This window comes from Variovorax sp. GW821-FHT06D12, from assembly GCF_059419205.1.
The window spans coordinates 369,848-387,614 of the sequence record NZ_JBWKRI010000008.1 but is presented as its reverse complement, the minus strand read 5'-3'; the positions used below and the strand labels follow the sequence as shown (position 1 = coordinate 387,614).

General features: G+C 67.9%; 18 protein-coding genes. 5 read left to right on the top strand and 13 right to left on the bottom strand.

Annotation, left to right across the window (positions count from 1 at the left end; genetic code table 11):
* Positions 1-4 precede the first annotated feature (4 nt).
* Positions 5-1,069 carry a phenylacetaldoxime dehydratase family protein gene (locus AC07SQ_RS24910; RefSeq protein ID WP_495271436.1) on the top strand — a complete coding sequence of 355 codons (1,065 nt, stop codon included), beginning with the start codon at positions 5-7 and terminating at the stop codon, positions 1,067-1,069.
* 21 nt (positions 1,070-1,090) lie between these two features.
* Here AC07SQ_RS24910 and AC07SQ_RS24905 read toward each other — a convergent pair whose 3' ends face one another.
* The 8 genes from AC07SQ_RS24905 to AC07SQ_RS24870 form a co-directional block, all read right to left on the bottom strand.
* The gene (locus AC07SQ_RS24905) at positions 1,091-2,656 is read right to left on the bottom strand and encodes a malonate--CoA ligase (protein ID WP_495271437.1); all 1,566 of its coding nucleotides are present in this window, start codon (positions 2,654-2,656) and stop codon (positions 1,091-1,093) included.
* Between the two features lie 18 nt (positions 2,657-2,674).
* On the bottom strand, positions 2,675-3,457 hold the full coding sequence (locus AC07SQ_RS24900) for an enoyl-CoA hydratase/isomerase family protein (protein ID WP_495271438.1): 783 nt from the start codon (positions 3,455-3,457) through the stop codon (positions 2,675-2,677).
* A complete protein-coding gene (locus AC07SQ_RS24895; RefSeq protein ID WP_062480542.1) occupies positions 3,454-4,443 on the bottom strand; it encodes a Bug family tripartite tricarboxylate transporter substrate binding protein in 990 nt (329 codons plus the stop codon). The genes AC07SQ_RS24900 and AC07SQ_RS24895 overlap by 4 nt, the downstream gene beginning before the upstream one ends.
* Positions 4,444-4,536: 93 nt before the next feature.
* The gene (locus tag AC07SQ_RS24890) at positions 4,537-6,003 is read right to left on the bottom strand and encodes a malonyl-CoA decarboxylase (protein WP_369632651.1); all 1,467 of its coding nucleotides are present in this window, start codon (positions 6,001-6,003) and stop codon (positions 4,537-4,539) included.
* Positions 6,004-6,043: 40 nt separating this feature from the next.
* Positions 6,044-6,712 (bottom strand): GntR family transcriptional regulator, encoded by a 669-nt coding sequence (locus AC07SQ_RS24885; protein ID WP_062480546.1) that lies wholly within the window; start codon positions 6,710-6,712, stop codon positions 6,044-6,046.
* Positions 6,713-6,902: 190 nt separating this feature from the next.
* Positions 6,903-7,733 carry a prolipoprotein diacylglyceryl transferase gene (gene lgt / locus AC07SQ_RS24880; protein WP_390344240.1) on the bottom strand — a complete coding sequence of 277 codons (831 nt, stop codon included), beginning with the start codon at positions 7,731-7,733 and terminating at the stop codon, positions 6,903-6,905.
* 57 nt (positions 7,734-7,790) lie between these two features.
* On the bottom strand, positions 7,791-8,060 hold the full coding sequence (locus AC07SQ_RS24875) for a hypothetical protein (protein ID WP_495271439.1): 270 nt from the start codon (positions 8,058-8,060) through the stop codon (positions 7,791-7,793).
* Positions 8,061-8,102: 42 nt separating this feature from the next.
* A complete protein-coding gene (locus AC07SQ_RS24870) occupies positions 8,103-8,876 on the bottom strand; it encodes an SDR family oxidoreductase (protein ID WP_495271440.1) in 774 nt (257 codons plus the stop codon).
* Positions 8,877-9,016: 140 nt separating this feature from the next.
* On the opposite strand from AC07SQ_RS24870, the gene AC07SQ_RS24865 reads away from it, so the two are divergent.
* A complete protein-coding gene (locus AC07SQ_RS24865; protein WP_495271441.1) occupies positions 9,017-9,955 on the top strand; it encodes a LysR family transcriptional regulator in 939 nt (312 codons plus the stop codon).
* Positions 9,956-9,958: 3 nt separating this feature from the next.
* Here AC07SQ_RS24865 and AC07SQ_RS24860 read toward each other — a convergent pair whose 3' ends face one another.
* Positions 9,959-10,900 (bottom strand): LysR family transcriptional regulator, encoded by a 942-nt coding sequence (locus AC07SQ_RS24860; RefSeq protein WP_101492949.1) that lies wholly within the window; start codon positions 10,898-10,900, stop codon positions 9,959-9,961.
* A 104-nt stretch (positions 10,901-11,004) separates the two neighbouring features.
* Between AC07SQ_RS24860 and ilvD the strand changes: the two genes are divergently transcribed.
* A complete protein-coding gene (gene ilvD / locus AC07SQ_RS24855; protein WP_495271442.1) occupies positions 11,005-12,699 on the top strand; it encodes a dihydroxy-acid dehydratase in 1,695 nt (564 codons plus the stop codon).
* Positions 12,700-12,706: 7 nt separating this feature from the next.
* On the opposite strand, the gene AC07SQ_RS24850 is transcribed toward ilvD, so the two are convergent.
* Positions 12,707-13,525, bottom strand: coding sequence for a DUF3592 domain-containing protein (locus AC07SQ_RS24850; RefSeq protein ID WP_495271443.1), 819 nt, complete (start codon positions 13,523-13,525; stop codon positions 12,707-12,709).
* A gap of 46 nt (positions 13,526-13,571) precedes the next feature.
* The gene (locus tag AC07SQ_RS24845; protein WP_062482640.1) at positions 13,572-13,829 is read right to left on the bottom strand and encodes a TIGR04438 family Trp-rich protein; all 258 of its coding nucleotides are present in this window, start codon (positions 13,827-13,829) and stop codon (positions 13,572-13,574) included.
* Positions 13,830-13,936: 107 nt separating this feature from the next.
* On the opposite strand from AC07SQ_RS24845, the gene AC07SQ_RS24840 reads away from it, so the two are divergent.
* Positions 13,937-14,242, top strand: a complete 306-nt coding sequence (locus AC07SQ_RS24840) for a c-type cytochrome (protein ID WP_095745089.1) — start codon at positions 13,937-13,939, stop codon at positions 14,240-14,242.
* 36 nt (positions 14,243-14,278) lie between these two features.
* On the opposite strand, the gene AC07SQ_RS24835 is transcribed toward AC07SQ_RS24840, so the two are convergent.
* Both AC07SQ_RS24835 and acs read right to left on the bottom strand, forming a co-directional pair.
* Positions 14,279-14,779 (bottom strand): hypothetical protein, encoded by a 501-nt coding sequence (locus AC07SQ_RS24835; RefSeq protein WP_062482638.1) that lies wholly within the window; start codon positions 14,777-14,779, stop codon positions 14,279-14,281.
* 199 nt (positions 14,780-14,978) lie between these two features.
* Entirely contained in the window at positions 14,979-16,976 is a 1,998-nt protein-coding gene (gene acs / locus AC07SQ_RS24830; protein WP_495271444.1) for an acetate--CoA ligase, read from the bottom strand.
* Between the two features lie 151 nt (positions 16,977-17,127).
* On the opposite strand from acs, the gene AC07SQ_RS24825 reads away from it, so the two are divergent.
* Entirely contained in the window at positions 17,128-17,763 is a 636-nt protein-coding gene (locus AC07SQ_RS24825) for a YqhA family protein (protein ID WP_062475803.1), read from the top strand.
* The last annotated feature ends 4 nt before the right edge of the window (positions 17,764-17,767 follow it).

Here is a 17,767-nt window from a genome sequence, read left to right as displayed (position 1 = left end):
CACCATGGAATCGGCCATTCCCGAGCACCTGCGCTGCCCGCGCACCCGCGAGCGCCGCGTGGCAGACGACCACACCCCGCCCTACCCCGGCTGGTCGGCGCGCGCGCCCGCGGCGACGACCCAGGTCGTGATGGGCTACTTCGGCGTGCAATCGCGCGGCCCGGCGATGCAGGGCCGGGCCTGCGCCGCGCTCCTGAAAATCACCCGCGACTTCGCCCTGCCCGACGGCCCCGGCCACCACGACCTGGCCCACTGCGTCGACGCCGACGGGTACGACAACCTGATCGCGATCGCCTACTGGCGCGATGCGGCGGCGTTCGCGCGCTGGTGTGCCACGCCCGCCATCGAGGCCTGGTGGAACGCCGACGAGCGCTTGCATGAAGGCCTCGGCTACTTCCGCGAAATCGCATCCCCGCGTGCTGCGCACTTCGAGACCCTGTTCAGCACGCCCGACCGCCTCGAGGGCATCGGCGTGGTGATGGGCGGTGTGAGCGGCGAACTGCAGGAGCACGGCTACTGGGGGTCGATGCGCGATCGACTCCCGCTCGCGCAGGCCGACGCGCTCGCGCCTTCAGGCACGCGCGCGGTGATCGCCGGCACGCCTGCACCGGGCCAGCGCGTGCGCATCGCGGGCCACACGCACCTCGCGATGATTCGTTCGGGCCAGGAATGGACCGAGACCACCGGCCAGGAACGCCAGCGCTACCTGGAAGACATGGCCCCGGTGCTGCGCGAAGGCATGGACTTCCTGCGCGACCAGGGTCTGCCCATCGGCTGCTACAGCAACCGCTTCATGCACCACCTCGATGCACACGGCGCGCCGCTGCAGAAGTCCTTCGGCCTGAGCTACTGGCGCTCGCTGGCCGACATGGAGCGCTGGGCCGAGTCGCACCCGACACACGTCGCGATCTTCGGCAGCTTCATGCGCTACGTGCAGGCGCTGAACTTCGAGCTGCGCCTGCGCCTGTACCACGAGGTGTCGGTGCTGAAGGCCGACGAGCAAAGCTACGAATACATCAACTGCCACGCGCGCAGCGGGCTGATGAACGGGCTCGCGCCCGCCGCCTGAAGCCCGGGCGTGCGGCGGGGCTCAGGCGGCGAACAGCCCCTTGTGCTCGGCGCGCAGCAGCGCCTTCTGCACCTTGCCCATCGTGTTGCGCGGCAGTTCCGGCACGACGAAGCAGCGCTTCGGGATCTTGAAGTTCGCCAGCTTGGCCTTGAGCTCGGCCACGATGGCGTCGGCGTCGATCGTGGCGCCGCCCTTGGGGATCACGATGGCCACGCCCACCTCGCCGAAGTCGGGGTGCGGCACGCCGATGACGGCGCTTTCGGCCACGCCGGTCATCTCGTTGATGTAGCCCTCGATCTCGGCCGGGTAGACGTTGTAGCCGCCGCTGATGATCAAATCTTTGCTGCGCCCGACGATGGTGATGTAGCCGCGCGCATCGATCTTGCCCACGTCGCCGGTCTTGAAGAAGCCGTCGGCCGTGAACTCTTCCTTCGTCTTCTCGGGCATGCGCCAGTAGCCGGCGAACACGTTGGGGCCCTTCACCTGGATGCCGCCGATCTCGTCGACCGGCAGGTCCTTGCCCTCGTCGTCGCGCACGCGCAGCTGCACGCCGGGCAGCGCGAAACCGACGGTGCCGCCACGGCGCTCGCCCTTCTTGGCGTCGTACGGGTTGGACGTGAGCATGGCGGTCTCGCTCATGCCGTAGCGTTCGAGGATGGTGTGGCCGGTGCGCTCGCGCCATTCGTCGAAGGTCTCGATGAGCAGCGGCGCCGAGCCCGCGACGAACAGGCGCATGGTGCGCACCGCCTCGCGCGTGAGGCCCGGCTCGGCCAGCAGGCGCACGTAGAGCGTGGGCACACCCATGAACACGGTGGCCTCTGGCAGCTTGGCGACGATGCGCTTCGGGTCGAACTTCGAGAACCAGATGATCTTGCTGCCGTTGAGCAGCGCACCGTGCAGCGCCACGAACAGGCCGTGCACGTGGAAGATCGGCAGCGCGTGGATCAGCACGTCGCCCTTCGTCCAGCCCCAGTAGTCCTTGAGCACTTCGGCGTTCGACAGCAGGTTGCGGTGCGTGAGCATCGCGCCCTTGCTGCGGCCGGTGGTGCCGCTGGTGTACAGGATGGCGGCGAGGTCGTCGGGCTTCTTGAGCGCCACGGTGTGGCGGTCGCTGCAGCGCGCCGCCGCATCGAGCAGCGTGCCGGTGCGGTCGTCGTCCAGCGTGAACACATGGCGCGTGCCGGCCGCCTCGGCGATGGGGCGCACCCAGGCCGCGTTGCGGCCGGTGCACACGACCACGGCGGGCTCGGCGTTGCCGATGAAGTACTCGATCTCGGCGCTCTGGTAGGCCGTGTTGAGCGGCAGGAACACGTAGCCCGCGCGCAGGGTCGCGAGGTACAGCAGCATGGCTTCGACCGATTTCTCGACCTGCACGGCGACGCGCGCGCCCTTCTCGAGCTTCAGGCCGTCGAGCAGGTTGGCGATCATCGCGCTGGCGCGGTCGAGGTCGCGCCACGAGTAATGCAGGCCGTTCTCGGTCTCGACCGCAATGGCGTCGAGGTTGGAGGGAAAGGCGGCGCGCAAGGCGGCGAACAGGTTGGCGTTGGGGGAGGACTTCGTCTTCTTCATCATCATCTTCTTCGTCATCGTCGTCGAACGGCAGGCTCAGGAAGCTTGGAAATTCGCAGGGCGCTTGGCCAGGAAGGCATCGATGCCTTCGCGGTGCTCGGCGGTGTCAGCGTAGTCATAGGCGGTGGCCAGCAACTGCTGCGCCGCCGCGCCACCGCGCTTGAGCGCAGTGAAGGTGGCCTTGTGCAGGCGCGCGGCCTGCGGCGACAGCGCTGCAATGCGCGCGGCATGCGCCTGCGCGGCGGCCGGCACTTCGGCGTCGGGCAGCACATGCAGGAGAAAGCCCGCGTCGTACAGCCGCTGCGCGCCATGCACGCCGGCGGCCAGCAGCATGTCACGCGCGAGCACGTCGCCGATGGCGCCGTGCACCAGCGCGGCTTCGCGCGGCGCCATCGGAAAGCCCAGCTTCGCGATGGGCGCGCCGAACTTCGCCGACGCACCGGCCAGGCGGATGTCGCAGCAGCTGGCGATCTCGACGCCGGCACCCATGCAGGCGCCTTCGATCTGGGCCACCAGCGGCAGCGGGCAGTCGAGCATCGCCTGCAGCGCGGCCCAGACTTCGTTCTCGTGAAACTCGCGCAGGCTCGCTTCCTCGAAGCGGAACGAGGGGTACTCGGAGATGTCGCCGCCCGCGCAGAAGGCACCGCCCTCCCCGCGCACGACGACGCAGCGCAGCGCGGTGTCGCCGTGCAGGTCGTCGAACACCGCGCGCAACTCGCGCCACATGGCGCGCGTCATCGCATTGAGACGCCCCGGGTTCGACAGCGTGACGAGCGCCACGGCGCCTTCGCGGCGCAGCGAGACCTGCCGATCGGTCATTCGAGCTTGGCGCCCGAGGCTTTCACGACGGTGGCCCATCGCTTGATCTCGGCGTTGACGAAGCGGCCGTAGGCGGCGTTCGTGACGTTCGGGATCTCGGAGCCGTTCTGGGCCCAGATGGCCTTCAGCTCGTCGGTGCCCAGCGCCTTCTTCATCGTGTCGATGATCTGCGTCTGCGCTTCGGCCGGCGTGCCCTTGGGCGCCCACAGGCCGTACCAGGTGGTGACGGTGTAGTCGGGCAGGCCCACTTCGGCGGCGCAGGGCACGTCGGGGAACGCGGGGTTGCGCTTGGCGCCGGCGACCATGAGCGCCTTGATGCGGCCGCCCTTGATGTGCTGCGCGGAAGAACCCAGGCCGTCGAACATCAGGTCGACGTTGCCCGCGATCAGGTCGGACAGCGCCGGGCCCGCGCCGCGGTACGGGATGTGGGTGATGAAGGTGCCGGTCTGCAGCTTGAACAGCTCGCCCGCCAGGTGGTGCGAGGTGCCCGAGCCGGCCGAGCCGTAGTTGAGCTTGCCGGGGTTGCGCTTGGCGGTGGCAATGAGCTCCTGGATGGTCGCGGCCTGCACCCGCTTCGGGTTGACCACCACGACCTGCGGCACGTTGGCCAGCAGCATCAGCGGCACGAAGTCTTTCTCGAGGTCGTAGTCGAGCTTGGGGTAGATCGACGGTGCGATCGCGTGGTGCACGGCGCCCATGAAGAGCGAGTAGCCGTCGGCCGGCAGCTTGGCCGCGATGCTCGCGCCCACGGTGCCGCCCGCGCCACCGCGGTTGTCGATGACCAGCGTCTGGCCCGCCGCGCGGGAGAACTGGGCCGACAGCGGACGCGCGAAGGCGTCGGTGCCTCCGCCGGCCGGGAACGGCACCACCATGGTCACGGGCTTGGTCGGCCAGCCCTGGGCACGTGCGCCACCGCACAGGGCCACGGCCCCGGCTGCTGCGGCGACGCGCAGCACATCGCGTCGTTGAAAACTCTGTTGCGTCATCTGTCTCGTCTCCTGTCGTCGTCGTTGTAGATGTTGCCGCCCTCCGGCGGTCAAGGTGCGGGCCGCAGCGCTGCCGCGGCAAAGCGAACGGACTCAGCCTTTTTTGAGGAACAGGCCTTCGATGTCTCCCGAAACCGCGATCTTGCCTTCGGCCAGCCAGGTGCGATGCCGGTCCAGGCGCTTGAGGTCATACAGGTAGTTGACCATGAGGCCGTACGACTGCTTGAGTCCCTTGGCCGACGGGTCGCCGGCCCAGTTGAGCCGCTCGACGCGCGCGCCGTTGCCCAGGTGGAAGCGCGCCACCGGGTCGGCCGGCGTGCCGTCGACCAGCGTGCGGCCCAGGTACTCGGCGGTGGCCTGCAGCAGCCACTGGCGCAGCGGCGATTTCGCGTCGAGTTCTGTTGCTGCATCGACCGCTGCCAGCAGGCGCTCGGCCGTGGGCGGCACCGAGCCGACGAGGCGGCCGAGTTCGGCTTCGCGCTTCTCGTCCAGGCGCGGCAGCAGTTCGCCGGCGTTCTTGGCGAGCCATGCGCGCAGGCCCGGAATGGGCGACAGCGTGGCGAAGGTCTTCAGGCGCGGCAGCTCGTCCTGCAGGGTCTCGACCACGCGCTTGATGAGCGAATCACCGAAGCTCACGCCGCGCAGGCCCGTCTGCGTGTTGCTGATCGAATAGAAGATCGCGGTGGTCGCCTTGGCCGGCTGCACCGGCACGGCGGCCTCGTCGAGCAGCGGCATGATGCCTTCGCTGATGCGGTCGACCAGCGCCACCTCGACAAAGATGAGCGGCTCGTTCGGCAGGCGCGGATGGAAGAAGCCGTAGCAGCGGCGATCGCTGTCATCGAGCCGGTTCTTCACGTCGGACCAGCTCTTGATGTCGTGCACCGCCTCGTAGCGGATGAGCTTCTCGATCAGCGAGGCCGGCGAGTTCCAGTCGATGCGGCGCAGCTCGAGAAAAGCCACGTCGAACCAGGTGGAAAACAGGTGCTCCAGCTCGGCCTCGAGCGCGAGCAGGCGCTTGTCGGACTTCAGGCACGGCAGCAGGTCGGCGCGCAGGTCGACCAGGAAGCGCATGCCGCCGGGCTCGACCGCAAAGCGCTGCAGCAGCCGCATGCGCGGCGACACCAGCGCGCGACGCAGGCGCAGCTCGGCCTGTCCTTCGTCGGGCGTGCCGACGGCGCTCTGGTGCTGGTCGCGCGCGCTCTTGAGCTTGCCCGCGTCGGCGGCGAAATGCTCGCTCATGAGCGCCCAGTAGTCGCGGCGTTCTTCAGGCGAAGCGCCGGCGTAGGCCTGCGCAATGGCATGGGCGCGGCGGCCGCCCTCGACCTCGCTCACGCGCGGATCGATCACGGCCTGCAGCTCGGCCAGCACGCGGCGCAGCGTGCGCGGCGACAGCGCCTCGTCGGCCTTGCGCAGCGTGGCCTGCAGCCGCTCGGCGGTGGTGCGGGCGCTGGGCTTGGGCGTGTGACGGGCCGGGCCTTTCGTGGCGCCGTTGCTCGCCACGGGAACCTTGGACGATTCGCCCATGCGCAGGCGCGCCTGGAACCACTCGGTCGCACTCATCGATCTGCTCCTGTGCCGTTAGCTATGTGGGCGGTGCCTGTCACGGCATCACCCGGGATTTCTGCTGTTGCATGACTTCGCGCAAGGCTTCGCGCTGGCGCGTCATGTGGGTGCGCATGGCGGCGTCGGCGCCTTCGCTGTCGCGCGCCTTGAGCGCTGCGAACACGGCCAGGTGCTCCGACAGGCTCTGGTCGAGCCGCCCCGGCGCGTGCAGCTGCTGCAGCCGCGCGAGCTTCAATATTTTGCGCAGGTCGCCGATCACCTGCGCCAGCCACTTGTTGTCGGCGAGCTTGATGATCGCCTCGTGAATGATGTGGTTGGTGGCGTAGTAGTCGTTGATGCGCCGTGCCTTGGCATGGCGCACCAGGCGCTCGTGCAGCGCGTCGAGCTCGTTCAGCTCGGCGTCGCTGGCGTTGCGCGCCGCCTCGTAGGCGCAGCGCCCTTCGAGCAGCGCGATCACCGGAAAGATCTCGTCGAGGTCGCGCTCGGTCACCTCGTTCACGAAGCAGCCGCGGCGCGGCTCGTGGCGCAGCAGGCCTTCGGCGGTGAGCACCTTCAGCGCCTCGCGCAGCGGCGTGCGCGAGATCGACAGCCGCTCGCACAGGGCCACCTCGTCCACGAAGCTGCCGGGCGACAGCGTGCCGTCGAAGATCTGCTCGCGCAGCGTGGCGGCGACTTCGTCGTGGAGGGAATTGGGGACCAGGCGCATGCGTTGAAGACTCGGAAAGTCGGTGGGCGTTTCGCGTAATTTCCTGTAATTACGCATAATTGTGAGTGCATGGTTAACGCAATGCAAGGGCCGCGCCCTGCCCTTGCAGCCCGGAATTACCCTGAGACGGACGAAAAAAAGCGGCACGCACCCGAAGGTGCTGCGCCGCGTTGTGCGGGGTGTGGAGAGGTCAGGCGCGCGCGGTGCTGCCTGTCTTGCCGGCGCGGCCGAACCAGAACCACAGCGCGATGCCGGCGATCACCATCGGCACGCTGAGCCACTGGCCCTGGCTCAGGCTGAGTGCGCGCAGGCCCAGGAAATCGTCGGGCTCCCGGAAGTACTCGGCCACGAAGCGCAGCACGCCATAGCCGATGAGGAACACGGCGGCCACCTGGCCCTGCTTGCGCTCCTTGCGCGCATAGAGCCACATCACGACGAACAGCAGCAGGCCTTCGAGCAGGAACTGGTAGACCTGCGACGGATGGCGCGGCAGCATCGAGCCGCTTTGCGGGAACACCATGCCCCAGGGCAGATCGGGGCTGCTGAAGCGGCCCCACAGCTCGCCGTTGATGAAGTTGCCCACGCGGCCCGCGGCCAGGCCGGTCGGCACGCAGGGCGCGACGAAGTCCATCACCTGCCAGAACGGCCGCGCACGCGAGCGCGCAAACCACACCATGGCGCCGATCACGCCGAGCAGGCCGCCATGGAAGCTCATGCCGCCCTGCCACACGTACAGGATCTCGAGCGGGTGCGTGAGGTAGTACTCGGGCTTGTAGAACAGGCAGTAGCCGAGCCGGCCGCCGACGATCACGCCCATGACGCCCAGGAACAGGATGTCCTCGATGTCCTTGCGTTGCCACACGCCGGCCGTGGCCAGCGAACGGAACGGCTCGTGGTGCAGGCGGCGCGTGCCCAGGAAATAAAACAGCGCGAAGGCCGCCAGGTAGGTCAGGCCGTACCAGTGGATGGCCACCGGCCCCAGCTGCAAGGCGATGGGATTGATCTGCGGATACATGAGCATCCGACGATTGTGCCGTGGCGCAATGACGCCGCGGCCGCGGGGGCATTCAGGGCAATGTCAGCGCCCGAACTTCCACCACAGCAACCCCGCCACCCCGGCCGGCACCGCGAAGATGAACAGGAAGATCGGCAGCTCCTCGGCCACCGAGTACCCGGCCTTGAGCACGCCCACGGCCATGTTGATGCCCGCGCCGACGAACCACGCCGGAATGAACCACTTGGCCGCCGCGGCCAGCGCCATCGACGAGCCGTCGCCCATGAAGCGGCCGGCCAGAAGAAACACCACCAGCAGCGCGAAGCCGCCCCCCATCACCATGACTGTGTGCATCTGCGTTGTCCTCCTGGGCGCATCTTGCCGGATATCGGCGGGTCAGCGCGTGGTGTAGCCACCGTTGGCGAAGATCGTCTGGCCCGTGATCCACCAGCCGTCGGTGACCAGGAAGCGCACGATGGGCGCGATGTCCTCGATGTCGGTGAGGCCCTTCTTCGAGTACTTGCTGAGCGCGGCGGCGCTGCTGTGGTACGCCACGGCCTCGGGGCTTTCCTGGCCGTAGAAGAACGGCGTGTCCATCGGGCCCGGGCCGATGGCGTTCACCGAGATGCCGCGGTCGCCGAACTCCTTGGAGGCCGCGCGCGTGTAGTGCTCCACCGCCGCCTTGGCCGCCGGGTAGATGGCATAGAATGGCGTGTAGGCCGCCAGCAGCGAGCTCACCAGCGTCACGATGCTGCCGCCGTCGGCCAGCGTGCGGCCGGCCTGCTGGATGAAGAAGAAGGCCGCCTTGGCATTGGCGTCGAAGCTCTTGTCGTAGTCGGCCTCGGTGATGTCCAGGATCGGCTTCTTGATCACCACGCCCGCCGTGTTGATCGCCAGGTCGACCTGGCCGAAGTGCTTCACGGCCTGGTCGAACAGCTTCACGTTGTTCTCGACCACCGCGAGGTCGCCCTGCACCAGCAGCGTGTCGGCGCCCTTGGCCTTCAGCGCGGCCGCCGTCTGCTCGGCCTCGGCGCGCGAGCCATCGCTGTTGTAGTGGATGGCGATGCCGCGGGCGCCGCCGTCGACCAGCTGGTGGGCGATGAGGGCACCGAGGTTCTTGCCACCGCCGGCGATGACGGCGACCTTGTTCGTGAGCGTGCGTGCGGACATGGATGGATTCCTCTGAGTGAGTGAAAGACCCGGGACGGGATGTGTGACGAGCCGCCAGTCTATTGATCGCCAAGTTGCAGATAAATCATTCATTCAAGGCTAGACTGTTCTGAAAACCACGAACAATCAGCCCCGCCGCCATGGACCGCATCGAACTCCTCCAGGTCTTCCTGCGCGTGGCCGAAACCGGCAGCTTCACGCGCGCCGCCGACCGGCTGGCGCTGCCGCGCGCCACCATCTCGACCGCCATCCAGCAGCTCGAGGCGCGCCTGGGTTCGCGCCTGCTGCACCGCACCACGCGCCGCGTGGGCCTCACGCCCGACGGCGAGGTGCTGCTCGAGCGGGCCCGCGCGCTGGTGGCCGACATGGAAGACATGGAGCAGCAGTTCCAGCCCGCGCACAGCAGCGTGAGCGGCCGGCTCAAGGTCGACGTGCCCAGCCGCATCGCGCGGCTGCTGATCGCACCGGCGCTGCCGGACTTCTTTGCGCACCACCCGGCGGTCGAACTGGAACTCGGTTCCAGCGACCGCGCGGTCGACCTCGTGCTCGAAGGCGTCGACTGCGCGCTGCGCGTCGGCCCGCTCGCCAGCAGCAGTCTCGTGGCCCGGCCGCTGGGGCATTTCACGCTCATCAACTGCGCCAGCCCCGCCTACCTCGCGCGCCACGGCATGCCGCGCACGCCGGTCGACCTGCCGCAGCACGTGGCGGTCAACTACGCCTCGCCGACCAGCGGCCGGGCCGCGCCCTGGGAATGGCAAGTGCGCGACGGCGAGACCCAGGTGCTGCGCCTGCGCAGCCAGGTGGCGGCGAACAACGCCGAGACCTACATCGCCTGCGCGCTGGCGGGGCTGGGCCTGATCCAGATCCCGGCCTACGACGTGCGCGAGCACCTCGCGGCCGGGGAGCTGGTGGAAGTGCTGCCCGACGCGCGCGCCGAGCCGCTGCCGGTGCACCTCGTCTACCCGCACCGACGCAATCTGTCGCGGCGGGTGCAGGCCTTCGCGGGCTGGCTCGACACGCTGCTGGCGGCCACGCTCGATGCGCCCTCGCCCGCCGGCCGGGCTTCGCGCAGCGCCTGAGTCTTACGCCGGCACGCGCCCCGCCCGCTCGCGCACGAAGGCCACGAAGCGCGCCAGCGCAGGATGCGAAGCTTGCGCGGGCCACACGAGGCTGGTCTCGCACACCGGCAGCGTCACGCGGCGGCGCCCCACGCCCTTGAACTCGTGAACCTGCCGATACACCACGCCCGCGCGCCGGAACTGCATCACGCTGTGCGGCACCCAGGCCGCGCCGATGCCGCCCGACACGAGGTTGACGATGGTCTGCATCTGGATCGCCTCCTGCGCCACCTGCGGCGTGCGCCCGGCCGCGTGGTAGAGGTCGAAGATCGCGTCGTGCAGCGAGGGCACGATGCGGCGCGGAAAGATCACCAGCGGCTCGTCCAGCACCTCGGCCAGCGGCACGGGCCGCGCCTCGGCCAGCCGGTGCTGGGCCGGCAGCGCGAGCACCAGCGGCTCCACCTCGACCGGCAGGCAGGCCAGCCCCGGCGGCGCGGCGCCCGGCGAATGCAGCATCAGGCCGGCGTCGATCTCGCCGCGCGCGAAGGCCTCGAGCTGCACGTCGCCGGTGGCCTCGACCAGTTCCAGCGCCACCTCGGGGCACAGCACGCGGAATTCGCGCACCCAGGCCGGCAGCTGCTCGAAGCCGACCGTCGAAACGAAGGCGATGCGCACGCGCCCCACCTGCCCCGCCGCCGCCGCGCGCGCCCGCGCCGGCAGCGCCTGGGCGCGCGCCAGCAGCTCGCGCACATCGGGCAGCAGCGCCTCGCCGGCCGGCGTGAGCGCCACGCGGCGGCGCGTGCGGTCGAACAGCACCACGCCCAGCGTTTTCTCGAGCTGGGCGATGGCCTGCGTGACCGGCGGCTGCGTCATGTGCAAGCGCAGGGCGGCGCGGCCGAAGTGCAGCTCTTCGGCCACGGCCACGAACTGGCGCCAGGCGCGCAGGTCGATGAGGGCTTCATTCATATGCCAAGCATATCAATCCAAGCTTCAAATTGGATTGGAACCAATCAATCAGAAGTCCGATACTTGGCGCTCCCCTCACGATCTCCCACGACAGAAGAGACACCATGGACACCAAGACCATCCAGATCAACCGCCGCAGCGCGAACATCACCGAAGGCAAGAGCCGCGCCCCCAACCGCTCGATGTTCTACGCCATGGGCTACGAGGAAGGCGACTTCAAGAAGCCGATGGTCGGCGTCGCCAACGGCCACAGCACCATCACGCCCTGCAACTCGGGCCTGCAGAAGCTGGCCGACGCGGCCATCGCGGGCATCGAGGAAGCCGGCGGCAACGCGCAGGTGTTCGGCACGCCCACCATCTCCGACGGCATGGCCATGGGCACCGAAGGCATGAAGTACTCGCTGGTGAGCCGCGAGGTCATTTCCGACTGCATCGAGACCTGCGTCGGCGGCCAGTGGATGGACGGCGTGCTGGTGGTCGGCGGCTGCGACAAGAACATGCCCGGCGGCCTCATGGGCATGCTGCGCGCCAACGTGCCCGCCATCTACGTCTACGGCGGCACCATCCTGCCGGGCCGCTACAAGGGCCAGGACCTGAACATCGTCAGCGTGTTCGAAGCCGTGGGCCAGAACGCCGCCGGCAACATGAGCGACGAAGACCTGCACGAGATCGAGAAGCGCGCCATTCCCGGCACCGGCTCCTGCGGCGGCATGTACACGGCCAACACGATGTCGAGCGCGTTCGAGGCGCTGGGCATCTCGCTGCCCTACTCGTCGACCATGGCGAACCCGCACGACGAGAAGGCCAACTCGGCAAAGGAATCGGCCAAGGTGCTGATCGAGGCCATCAAGAAGGACCTGAAGCCGCGCGACATCGTGACCAAGAAGGCCATCGAGAACGCCGTGGCAGTCATCATGGCCACCGGCGGTTCGACCAACGCGGTGCTGCACTTCCTGGCCATCGCGCACGCGGCTGGCGTGGAGTGGTCCATCGACGACTTCGAGCGCATGCGCAAGAAGGTGCCCGTGATCTGCGACCTGAAGCCCTCGGGCAAGTACCTCGCGGTCGACCTGCACCAGGCCGGCGGCATTCCGCAGGTCATGAAGGTGCTGCTCAAGGCCGGCCTGCTGCACGGCGACTGCATCACCATCAGCGGCCAGACCATCGCCGAAGTGCTCAAGGACGTGCCCGACGTGCCGCGCGCCGACCAGGACGTGATCCGCCCCATCGACAACCCGATGTACGAGGAAGGCCACCTGGCCATCCTGAAGGGCAACCTGTCGCCCGAAGGCGCGGTCGCCAAGATCACCGGCCTGAAGAACCCGGTCATCACCGGCCCGGCGCGTGTGTTCGACGACGAGCAGTCCGCGCTGCAGGCCATCCTGGCCGGCAAGATCGTCGCCGGCGACGTGATGGTGCTGCGCTACCTCGGTCCCAAGGGCGGCCCGGGCATGCCGGAAATGCTGGCGCCCACGGGTGCGCTGATCGGCGCGGGCCTGGGCGAGAGCGTCGGCCTCATCACCGACGGCCGCTTCTCGGGCGGCACCTGGGGCATGGTGGTCGGCCACGTCGCGCCCGAAGCGGCGGCGGGCGGCACCATCGCGTTCGTCAACGAAGGCGACTCGATCACCATCGACGCGCACAAGCTGGTGCTCGAACTGAACGTGCCCGAAGCCGAGCTGGCCAAGCGCCGCGAAGGCTGGACGCCGCCGGCCCCGCGCTACACGCGCGGCGTGCAGGCCAAGTTCGCGTTCAACGCCTCGAGCGCGAGCTCGGGCGCGGTGCTCGACAAGTTCTGAAGCGGCATCAGCCCATCATCCACGCGCCGTAGCCGAAGGCGATAAAGCCCAAACCTACGATCGCGAAGATGGCCCGGGCTTCGAAATCCATCGCCGGGGGAAAGCTCTGCACGACGAAGTGCAGCAGCGCCCCCGCGCCGATGGTGAGAAAACCCGCACCGAACTGCTTCATCGCACTGTCGTCGGGATAGAGAAACACCAGCGCGAAGCCGGCCAGGAACACCACGTTCGCCAGCACCGTGCCGCGCGTGCGCCATTTCTTCTGCGCGGGCGTCGGCTCGCGCACCGGCGCCGGCCTGCCCCTGCGGCCTTCCTTGAGCGCCATGCCAGTGAAGAACAGGCCGAACATCGTCGGAAAGCCGCCGAAGAGGCCCAGTCCCCAGACGATGCCCCACATGTTCTGGAAGTCGGCCACCAGCGCCTGGGCCGGGTCGGCGGTGCTGTAGCGCACCTCGACCGCATCGCCCCACTCCTTGTCCGACAGGCTGCCACCGAGCCCCTTGACGCGGCGCTTCTGCCCATCGGCGGCGGTGTATTCGACGACAGGCGCGCGCGTGGTGGTGACGTAGCCCTTGCTGTCCTTGCTGCGCTCTTCCACGAACTCGACCAGGCTGCCCTGTGTGCTGGCCGTGCCCGCGATCGACTGGTAGCGCTGCCAGCCCACCGTGACCGCGCCGTACAGGCCGGCGCAGCCGATCAGCAAGGCGCCAATGCCTGCGCCCCAGAAGAAGGTCTTGAAACGCCCGACCAGCGCGCCGACAGCCGGACCGACCAGCAGCGACAGCCCGAAGACCAGCAAGGCGTGGGTGGCGGCTTCGTCGTCCATGGCGCGCGTCCTGTCGGCATGCGGCGCGGGTGACGGAGCCGCGGGGTCAGCGGCGCGGGCGCTGCTGCCCGTTGCTGGTGCGCAGGCCCATGTTGGTCTTCTGGCGGTCGATGCGCGCCTGCTTGCGCCGCTCTTCGCGCTCGATGACCTTGCGCTTGGTATAGCCCGACGAATCGGCCCAGGCCCACCAGGCCAGCGCCAGCGCGAACGGGCTCAGCACGATCCACCAGCTCCAGCCGGCGACCATGCCCACTTCGAAATATTTGAGGGCTACACCGAGCAGGCCCAAGAGCAGAAACCACATCGCGAATACCCTCCGAGTTGGTCGGTATCGCCGCCGGTGCGTGTGCACCGCGCTACCTACAATCGCGTTGGATCGAATGTAACTCAGCCCTTACGAAAACAGTCCCCATGAAAAGAACGATGTTGATGGCAGCCCTGGGCCTCGGCCTCGCGGCGCCCGCCTTTGCCGACCTGGCCCTTGCCACGTCGAAGAACTGCATGAGCTGCCACGCGGTCGAACGCAAGGTGCTCGGGCCGTCGTTCAAGGACATCGCGGCCAAGTACAAGGACGACAAGGGCGCGGCCAACTCGCTGGCCACCAAGATCATCAAGGGCGGCTCGGGCGTGTGGGGCCCGGTGCCGATGCCGGCCAACAACCAGGTCAGCGAAGCCGATGCGAAGAAGCTCGCGGCCTGGGTGCTGTCGACGAAGTAATCGGCAGGAAAACGAAGCGCGCAGCGGCGCGCCCGCTCAGATGCTCGGGTTGATGTCGCTGGGCACTGGACGGCGTTCGATGCGGTCCTCGAGCTGCCCGATGTGCGCCGCCACCGTGTTGTCGGTCTGGTCCGAACGCAGCTTGACCGCGCTTTCCAGCTGATCCATGCGCGCCAGCAGCGCCGTGTGCCGGTCGGCGTTGTGCGACATGTGCTGCTTCTCCTGCGCTTCCAGGAAGTTGCGCAGCTCGGTGAAGCGCGAGGCCTCGGCCTTGTCGGCGAGGTCGCGCTGGGTCTGCATTTCCTTCGTGTGGCGCTTGGTCTCCAGCAGCACCGAGCTGTGCAGGTACAGCACGTACACGAGGAAGAAGGCTGCGAGCACGGCCGTGAGCCCCAGCATGATCAGCCCCAGCGGCGCCGACACGCTCATGAAGCCCAGCCACACGTCGGTGGGTGCCGACAACGTGCCCCAGTTCAGCGCGGCAAGCCCCGCGATGAGCAGCACGATGACAAAAAGAAAAGCGGATCTCACGCCCATGTGGCGCCTCCTTGCAAACAACCGATCACGATGACAAAAGCCGCGCGCCTGTCGTGGCGCGCGGTGACGACATCGGTTTTACCTCAGCCAGGAGGCCGCTTTGGTGCACATGGCCGCACAAACGGCCATGTCCTACACCTCTGTACAGCGCGTTCGTGACAACTGTTCCGGATTGGCCGGATTCGGCCAACCCTGGAGTTCAGTTCGTCTCGGACAGCTGGTCGAGGATCGCCGGGTTCTCCAGCGTCGAGGTGTCCTGCGTGATCGCCTCGCCCTTCGCGATGCTGCGCAGCAGGCGCCGCATGATCTTGCCGCTGCGCGTCTTGGGCAGGTTGTCGCCGAAGCGGATGTCCTTGGGCTTGGCGATGGGGCCGATTTCCTTGGCGACCCAGGCACGCAGCTCGTTGGCGATCTGCTTGGCTTCTTCGCCGGTCGGGCGCGCGCGCTTGAGCACGACGAAGGCGCACACGGCTTCGCCCGTCACGTCGTCGGGACGGCCCACCACCGCGGCTTCGGCCACGAGGTCGGTCTTGGACACCAGCGCCGATTCGATTTCCATCGTGCCCAGGCGGTGGCCCGACACGTTGAGCACGTCGTCGATGCGGCCCGTGATGCGGAAGTAGCCGCGGTCGGCGCTGCGCACCGCGCCGTCGCCGGCCAGGTAGATGGTGCCGCCCATCTCTTCGGGGAAGTAGCTCTTCTTGAAGCGCTCGGGGTCGTTCCAGATCGTGCGGATCATCGAGGGCCACGGCCGCTTGATGACCAGCATGCCGCCCGCGCCGTTGGGCAGGTCCTTGCCGGTCTCGTCGACGATGGCGGCCATGATGCCCGGCAGCGGCAAGGTACACGAACCCGGCACCAGCGGCGTGGCGCCCGGCAGCGGCGTGATGACGTGGCCGCCCGTTTCGGTCTGCCAGAAGGTGTCGACGATCGGGCAGCGCTCGCCGCCGATATTGCGGTGGTACCACATCCACGCTTCGGGGTTGATCGGCTCGCCGACCGAACCGAGGATGCGCAGGCTGGTCAGGTCCCAGTTCTTCGGGTGCACTTTTTCGTCGCCTTCGGCCGCCTTGATGAGCGAGCGGATCGCGGTGGGTGCGGTGTAGAAGATCGAGACCTTGTGCTTCTGGATCATTTCCCAGAAGCGGCCCGCATGCGGGAAGGTGGGGATGCCTTCGAACACGACCTGCGTGGCACCGGCCGCGAGCGGGCCGTAGGCGACGTAGGTGTGGCCGGTGATCCAGCCGATGTCGGCGGTGCACCAGAACAGGTCTTCGGGACGGATGTCGAAGGTCCAGTCCATCGTGAGCTTGGCCCACAGCAGGTAGCCGCCGGTGGCGTGCTGCACGCCCTTGGGCTTGCCGGTGGAGCCCGAGGTGTAGAGGATGAACAGCGGGTGCTCGGCATTGACCGGCACGGCCGCGCATTCGGTGCTCTGCCCTGCCAGCGCTTCGGTGAAGGTCTTGTCGCGGCCCTCGACGCGGTTCCACGCGGTGGGCGTGCGCTCGTACACGAGCACGGTCTTGAGCGTGTCGCAGCCGCCCAGCGCGATGCCGTCGTCCACGATGGCCTTCAGCGGCAGCTCCTTGCCGCCGCGCAGCTGGTAGTTGGCGGTGATGACCGCCACGGCGCCCGCGTCGATGATGCGTTCCTGCAGTGCCTTGGCCGAGAAGCCGCCGAACACCACGCTGTGGGTGGCGCCGATGCGCGCGCAGGCCTGCATGGCGACCACGCCTTCGATGGTCATCGGCATGTAGATGATGACGCGGTCGCCCTTGCGGATGCCCTGCGCCTTGAGCGCGTTGGCGAACTGGCTCACGCGGGCCAGCAGTTCCTTGTAGGTGACGCGGGTGACGGCACCGTCGTCGGCTTCGAAGACGATGGCGGTCTTGTTCTCGACCGGGGTGCCGATGTGCTTGTCCAGGCAGTTGGCGCTGGCGTTGAGTTCACCGTCGCCGAACCATTCGTAGAACGGCGCCTTCGATTCGTCCAGGGTGCGGGTGAAGGGCTTGGTCCACTGCAGGTTGTCCTTGGCCAGCCGGGTCCAGAAGCCTTCGAAGTCCTGTTCGGCTTCCTTGCACAGCGCCTCGTAGGCGGCCATGCCGGCAATGCGGGCGCCTTCGGTGGCGCGGGCGTCGGGCGGGAACACGCGGTTCTCGACCAGGACGGATTCAATGTTCTTCGATGCGCTGCTCATGCTCTTGTCTCCTGATTGAATGCGGCCGTAATGTCGGGGCACGCACTTACGGGCCACTGACGGGGTCGATGTTAGTTCGCAGGGTTATCACGAGTGCGTCACTGGGAGACCTCTAGAATCGCCCGACTTTTTACATCTGTCTTCTTACTTCATGTCCGCCCCCGATCCTTTCGACGCCCGGAACGCGCCCGTACCAGCACGCAGTTCCCCGCTGAAGCCACTGCCCCGGCTCATCTTCGCGAGCCGCTGGCTGCAGCTGCCGCTGTACCTGGGACTGATCGTGGCGCAGGGGGTGTACGTGGTGCACTTCCTGGTCGAGCTGCTGCACCTGGTCGAAGCCGCCTTCGGCAACAAGGACGCGCTGCAGGCCCTGATCGCGAGCATCGGCTACAAGACCACCGCACCGGTCGGCGCGCTCAACGAGACAGTGATCATGCTGGTGGTGCTGGCGCTGATCGACGTGGTGATGATCTCCAACCTGCTGATCATGGTGATCGTGGGCGGCTACGAGACCTTCGTGAGCCGCATGGACCTCGAAGGCCACCAGGACCAGCCCGAGTGGCTGAGCCACGTGAACGCCTCGGTGCTCAAGGTGAAGCTGGCCACCGCCATCATCGGCATCAGCTCGATCCACCTGCTCAAGACCTTCATCAACGCGGACAACTACACCGACAAGGTGCTGATCGCGCAGACCGTGATCCACATCGCGTTCCTGTTCTCGGCCATGGCCATCGCCTACACCGACAAGCTGATGAACGAGGCGGCCGCCGCCAACGCCCACCACTGAGGGC

What these genes read in the sequence shown, in the direction of transcription:
- AC07SQ_RS24870 (WP_495271440.1), bottom strand. Translation starts at nt 8,876, where the DNA reads ATGTCCGCACGCACGCTCACGAACAAGGTCGCCGTCATCGCCGGCGGT.
- AC07SQ_RS24860 (WP_101492949.1), bottom strand. Translation starts at nt 10,900, where the DNA reads ATGAATGAAGCCCTCATCGACCTGCGCGCCTGGCGCCAGTTCGTGGCC.
- AC07SQ_RS24895 (WP_062480542.1), bottom strand. Translation starts at nt 4,443, where the DNA reads ATGACGCAACAGAGTTTTCAACGACGCGATGTGCTGCGCGTCGCCGCA.
- ilvD (WP_495271442.1), top strand. Translation starts at nt 11,005, where the DNA reads ATGGACACCAAGACCATCCAGATCAACCGCCGCAGCGCGAACATCACC.
- AC07SQ_RS24890 (WP_369632651.1), bottom strand. Translation starts at nt 6,003, where the DNA reads ATGAGTGCGACCGAGTGGTTCCAGGCGCGCCTGCGCATGGGCGAATCG.
- AC07SQ_RS24825 (WP_062475803.1), top strand. Translation starts at nt 17,128, where the DNA reads ATGTCCGCCCCCGATCCTTTCGACGCCCGGAACGCGCCCGTACCAGCA.
- lgt (WP_390344240.1), bottom strand. Translation starts at nt 7,733, where the DNA reads ATGCTCATGTATCCGCAGATCAATCCCATCGCCTTGCAGCTGGGGCCG.
- AC07SQ_RS24900 (WP_495271438.1), bottom strand. Translation starts at nt 3,457, where the DNA reads ATGACCGATCGGCAGGTCTCGCTGCGCCGCGAAGGCGCCGTGGCGCTC.
- AC07SQ_RS24905 (WP_495271437.1), bottom strand. Translation starts at nt 2,656, where the DNA reads ATGACGAAGAAGATGATGATGAAGAAGACGAAGTCCTCCCCCAACGCC.
- AC07SQ_RS24850 (WP_495271443.1), bottom strand. Translation starts at nt 13,525, where the DNA reads ATGGACGACGAAGCCGCCACCCACGCCTTGCTGGTCTTCGGGCTGTCG.
- AC07SQ_RS24865 (WP_495271441.1), top strand. Translation starts at nt 9,017, where the DNA reads ATGGACCGCATCGAACTCCTCCAGGTCTTCCTGCGCGTGGCCGAAACC.
- AC07SQ_RS24875 (WP_495271439.1), bottom strand. Translation starts at nt 8,060, where the DNA reads ATGCACACAGTCATGGTGATGGGGGGCGGCTTCGCGCTGCTGGTGGTG.
- AC07SQ_RS24910 (WP_495271436.1), top strand. Translation starts at nt 5, where the DNA reads ATGGAATCGGCCATTCCCGAGCACCTGCGCTGCCCGCGCACCCGCGAG.
- AC07SQ_RS24885 (WP_062480546.1), bottom strand. Translation starts at nt 6,712, where the DNA reads ATGCGCCTGGTCCCCAATTCCCTCCACGACGAAGTCGCCGCCACGCTG.
- AC07SQ_RS24835 (WP_062482638.1), bottom strand. Translation starts at nt 14,779, where the DNA reads ATGGGCGTGAGATCCGCTTTTCTTTTTGTCATCGTGCTGCTCATCGCG.
- AC07SQ_RS24840 (WP_095745089.1), top strand. Translation starts at nt 13,937, where the DNA reads ATGAAAAGAACGATGTTGATGGCAGCCCTGGGCCTCGGCCTCGCGGCG.
- acs (WP_495271444.1), bottom strand. Translation starts at nt 16,976, where the DNA reads ATGAGCAGCGCATCGAAGAACATTGAATCCGTCCTGGTCGAGAACCGC.
- AC07SQ_RS24845 (WP_062482640.1), bottom strand. Translation starts at nt 13,829, where the DNA reads ATGTGGTTTCTGCTCTTGGGCCTGCTCGGTGTAGCCCTCAAATATTTC.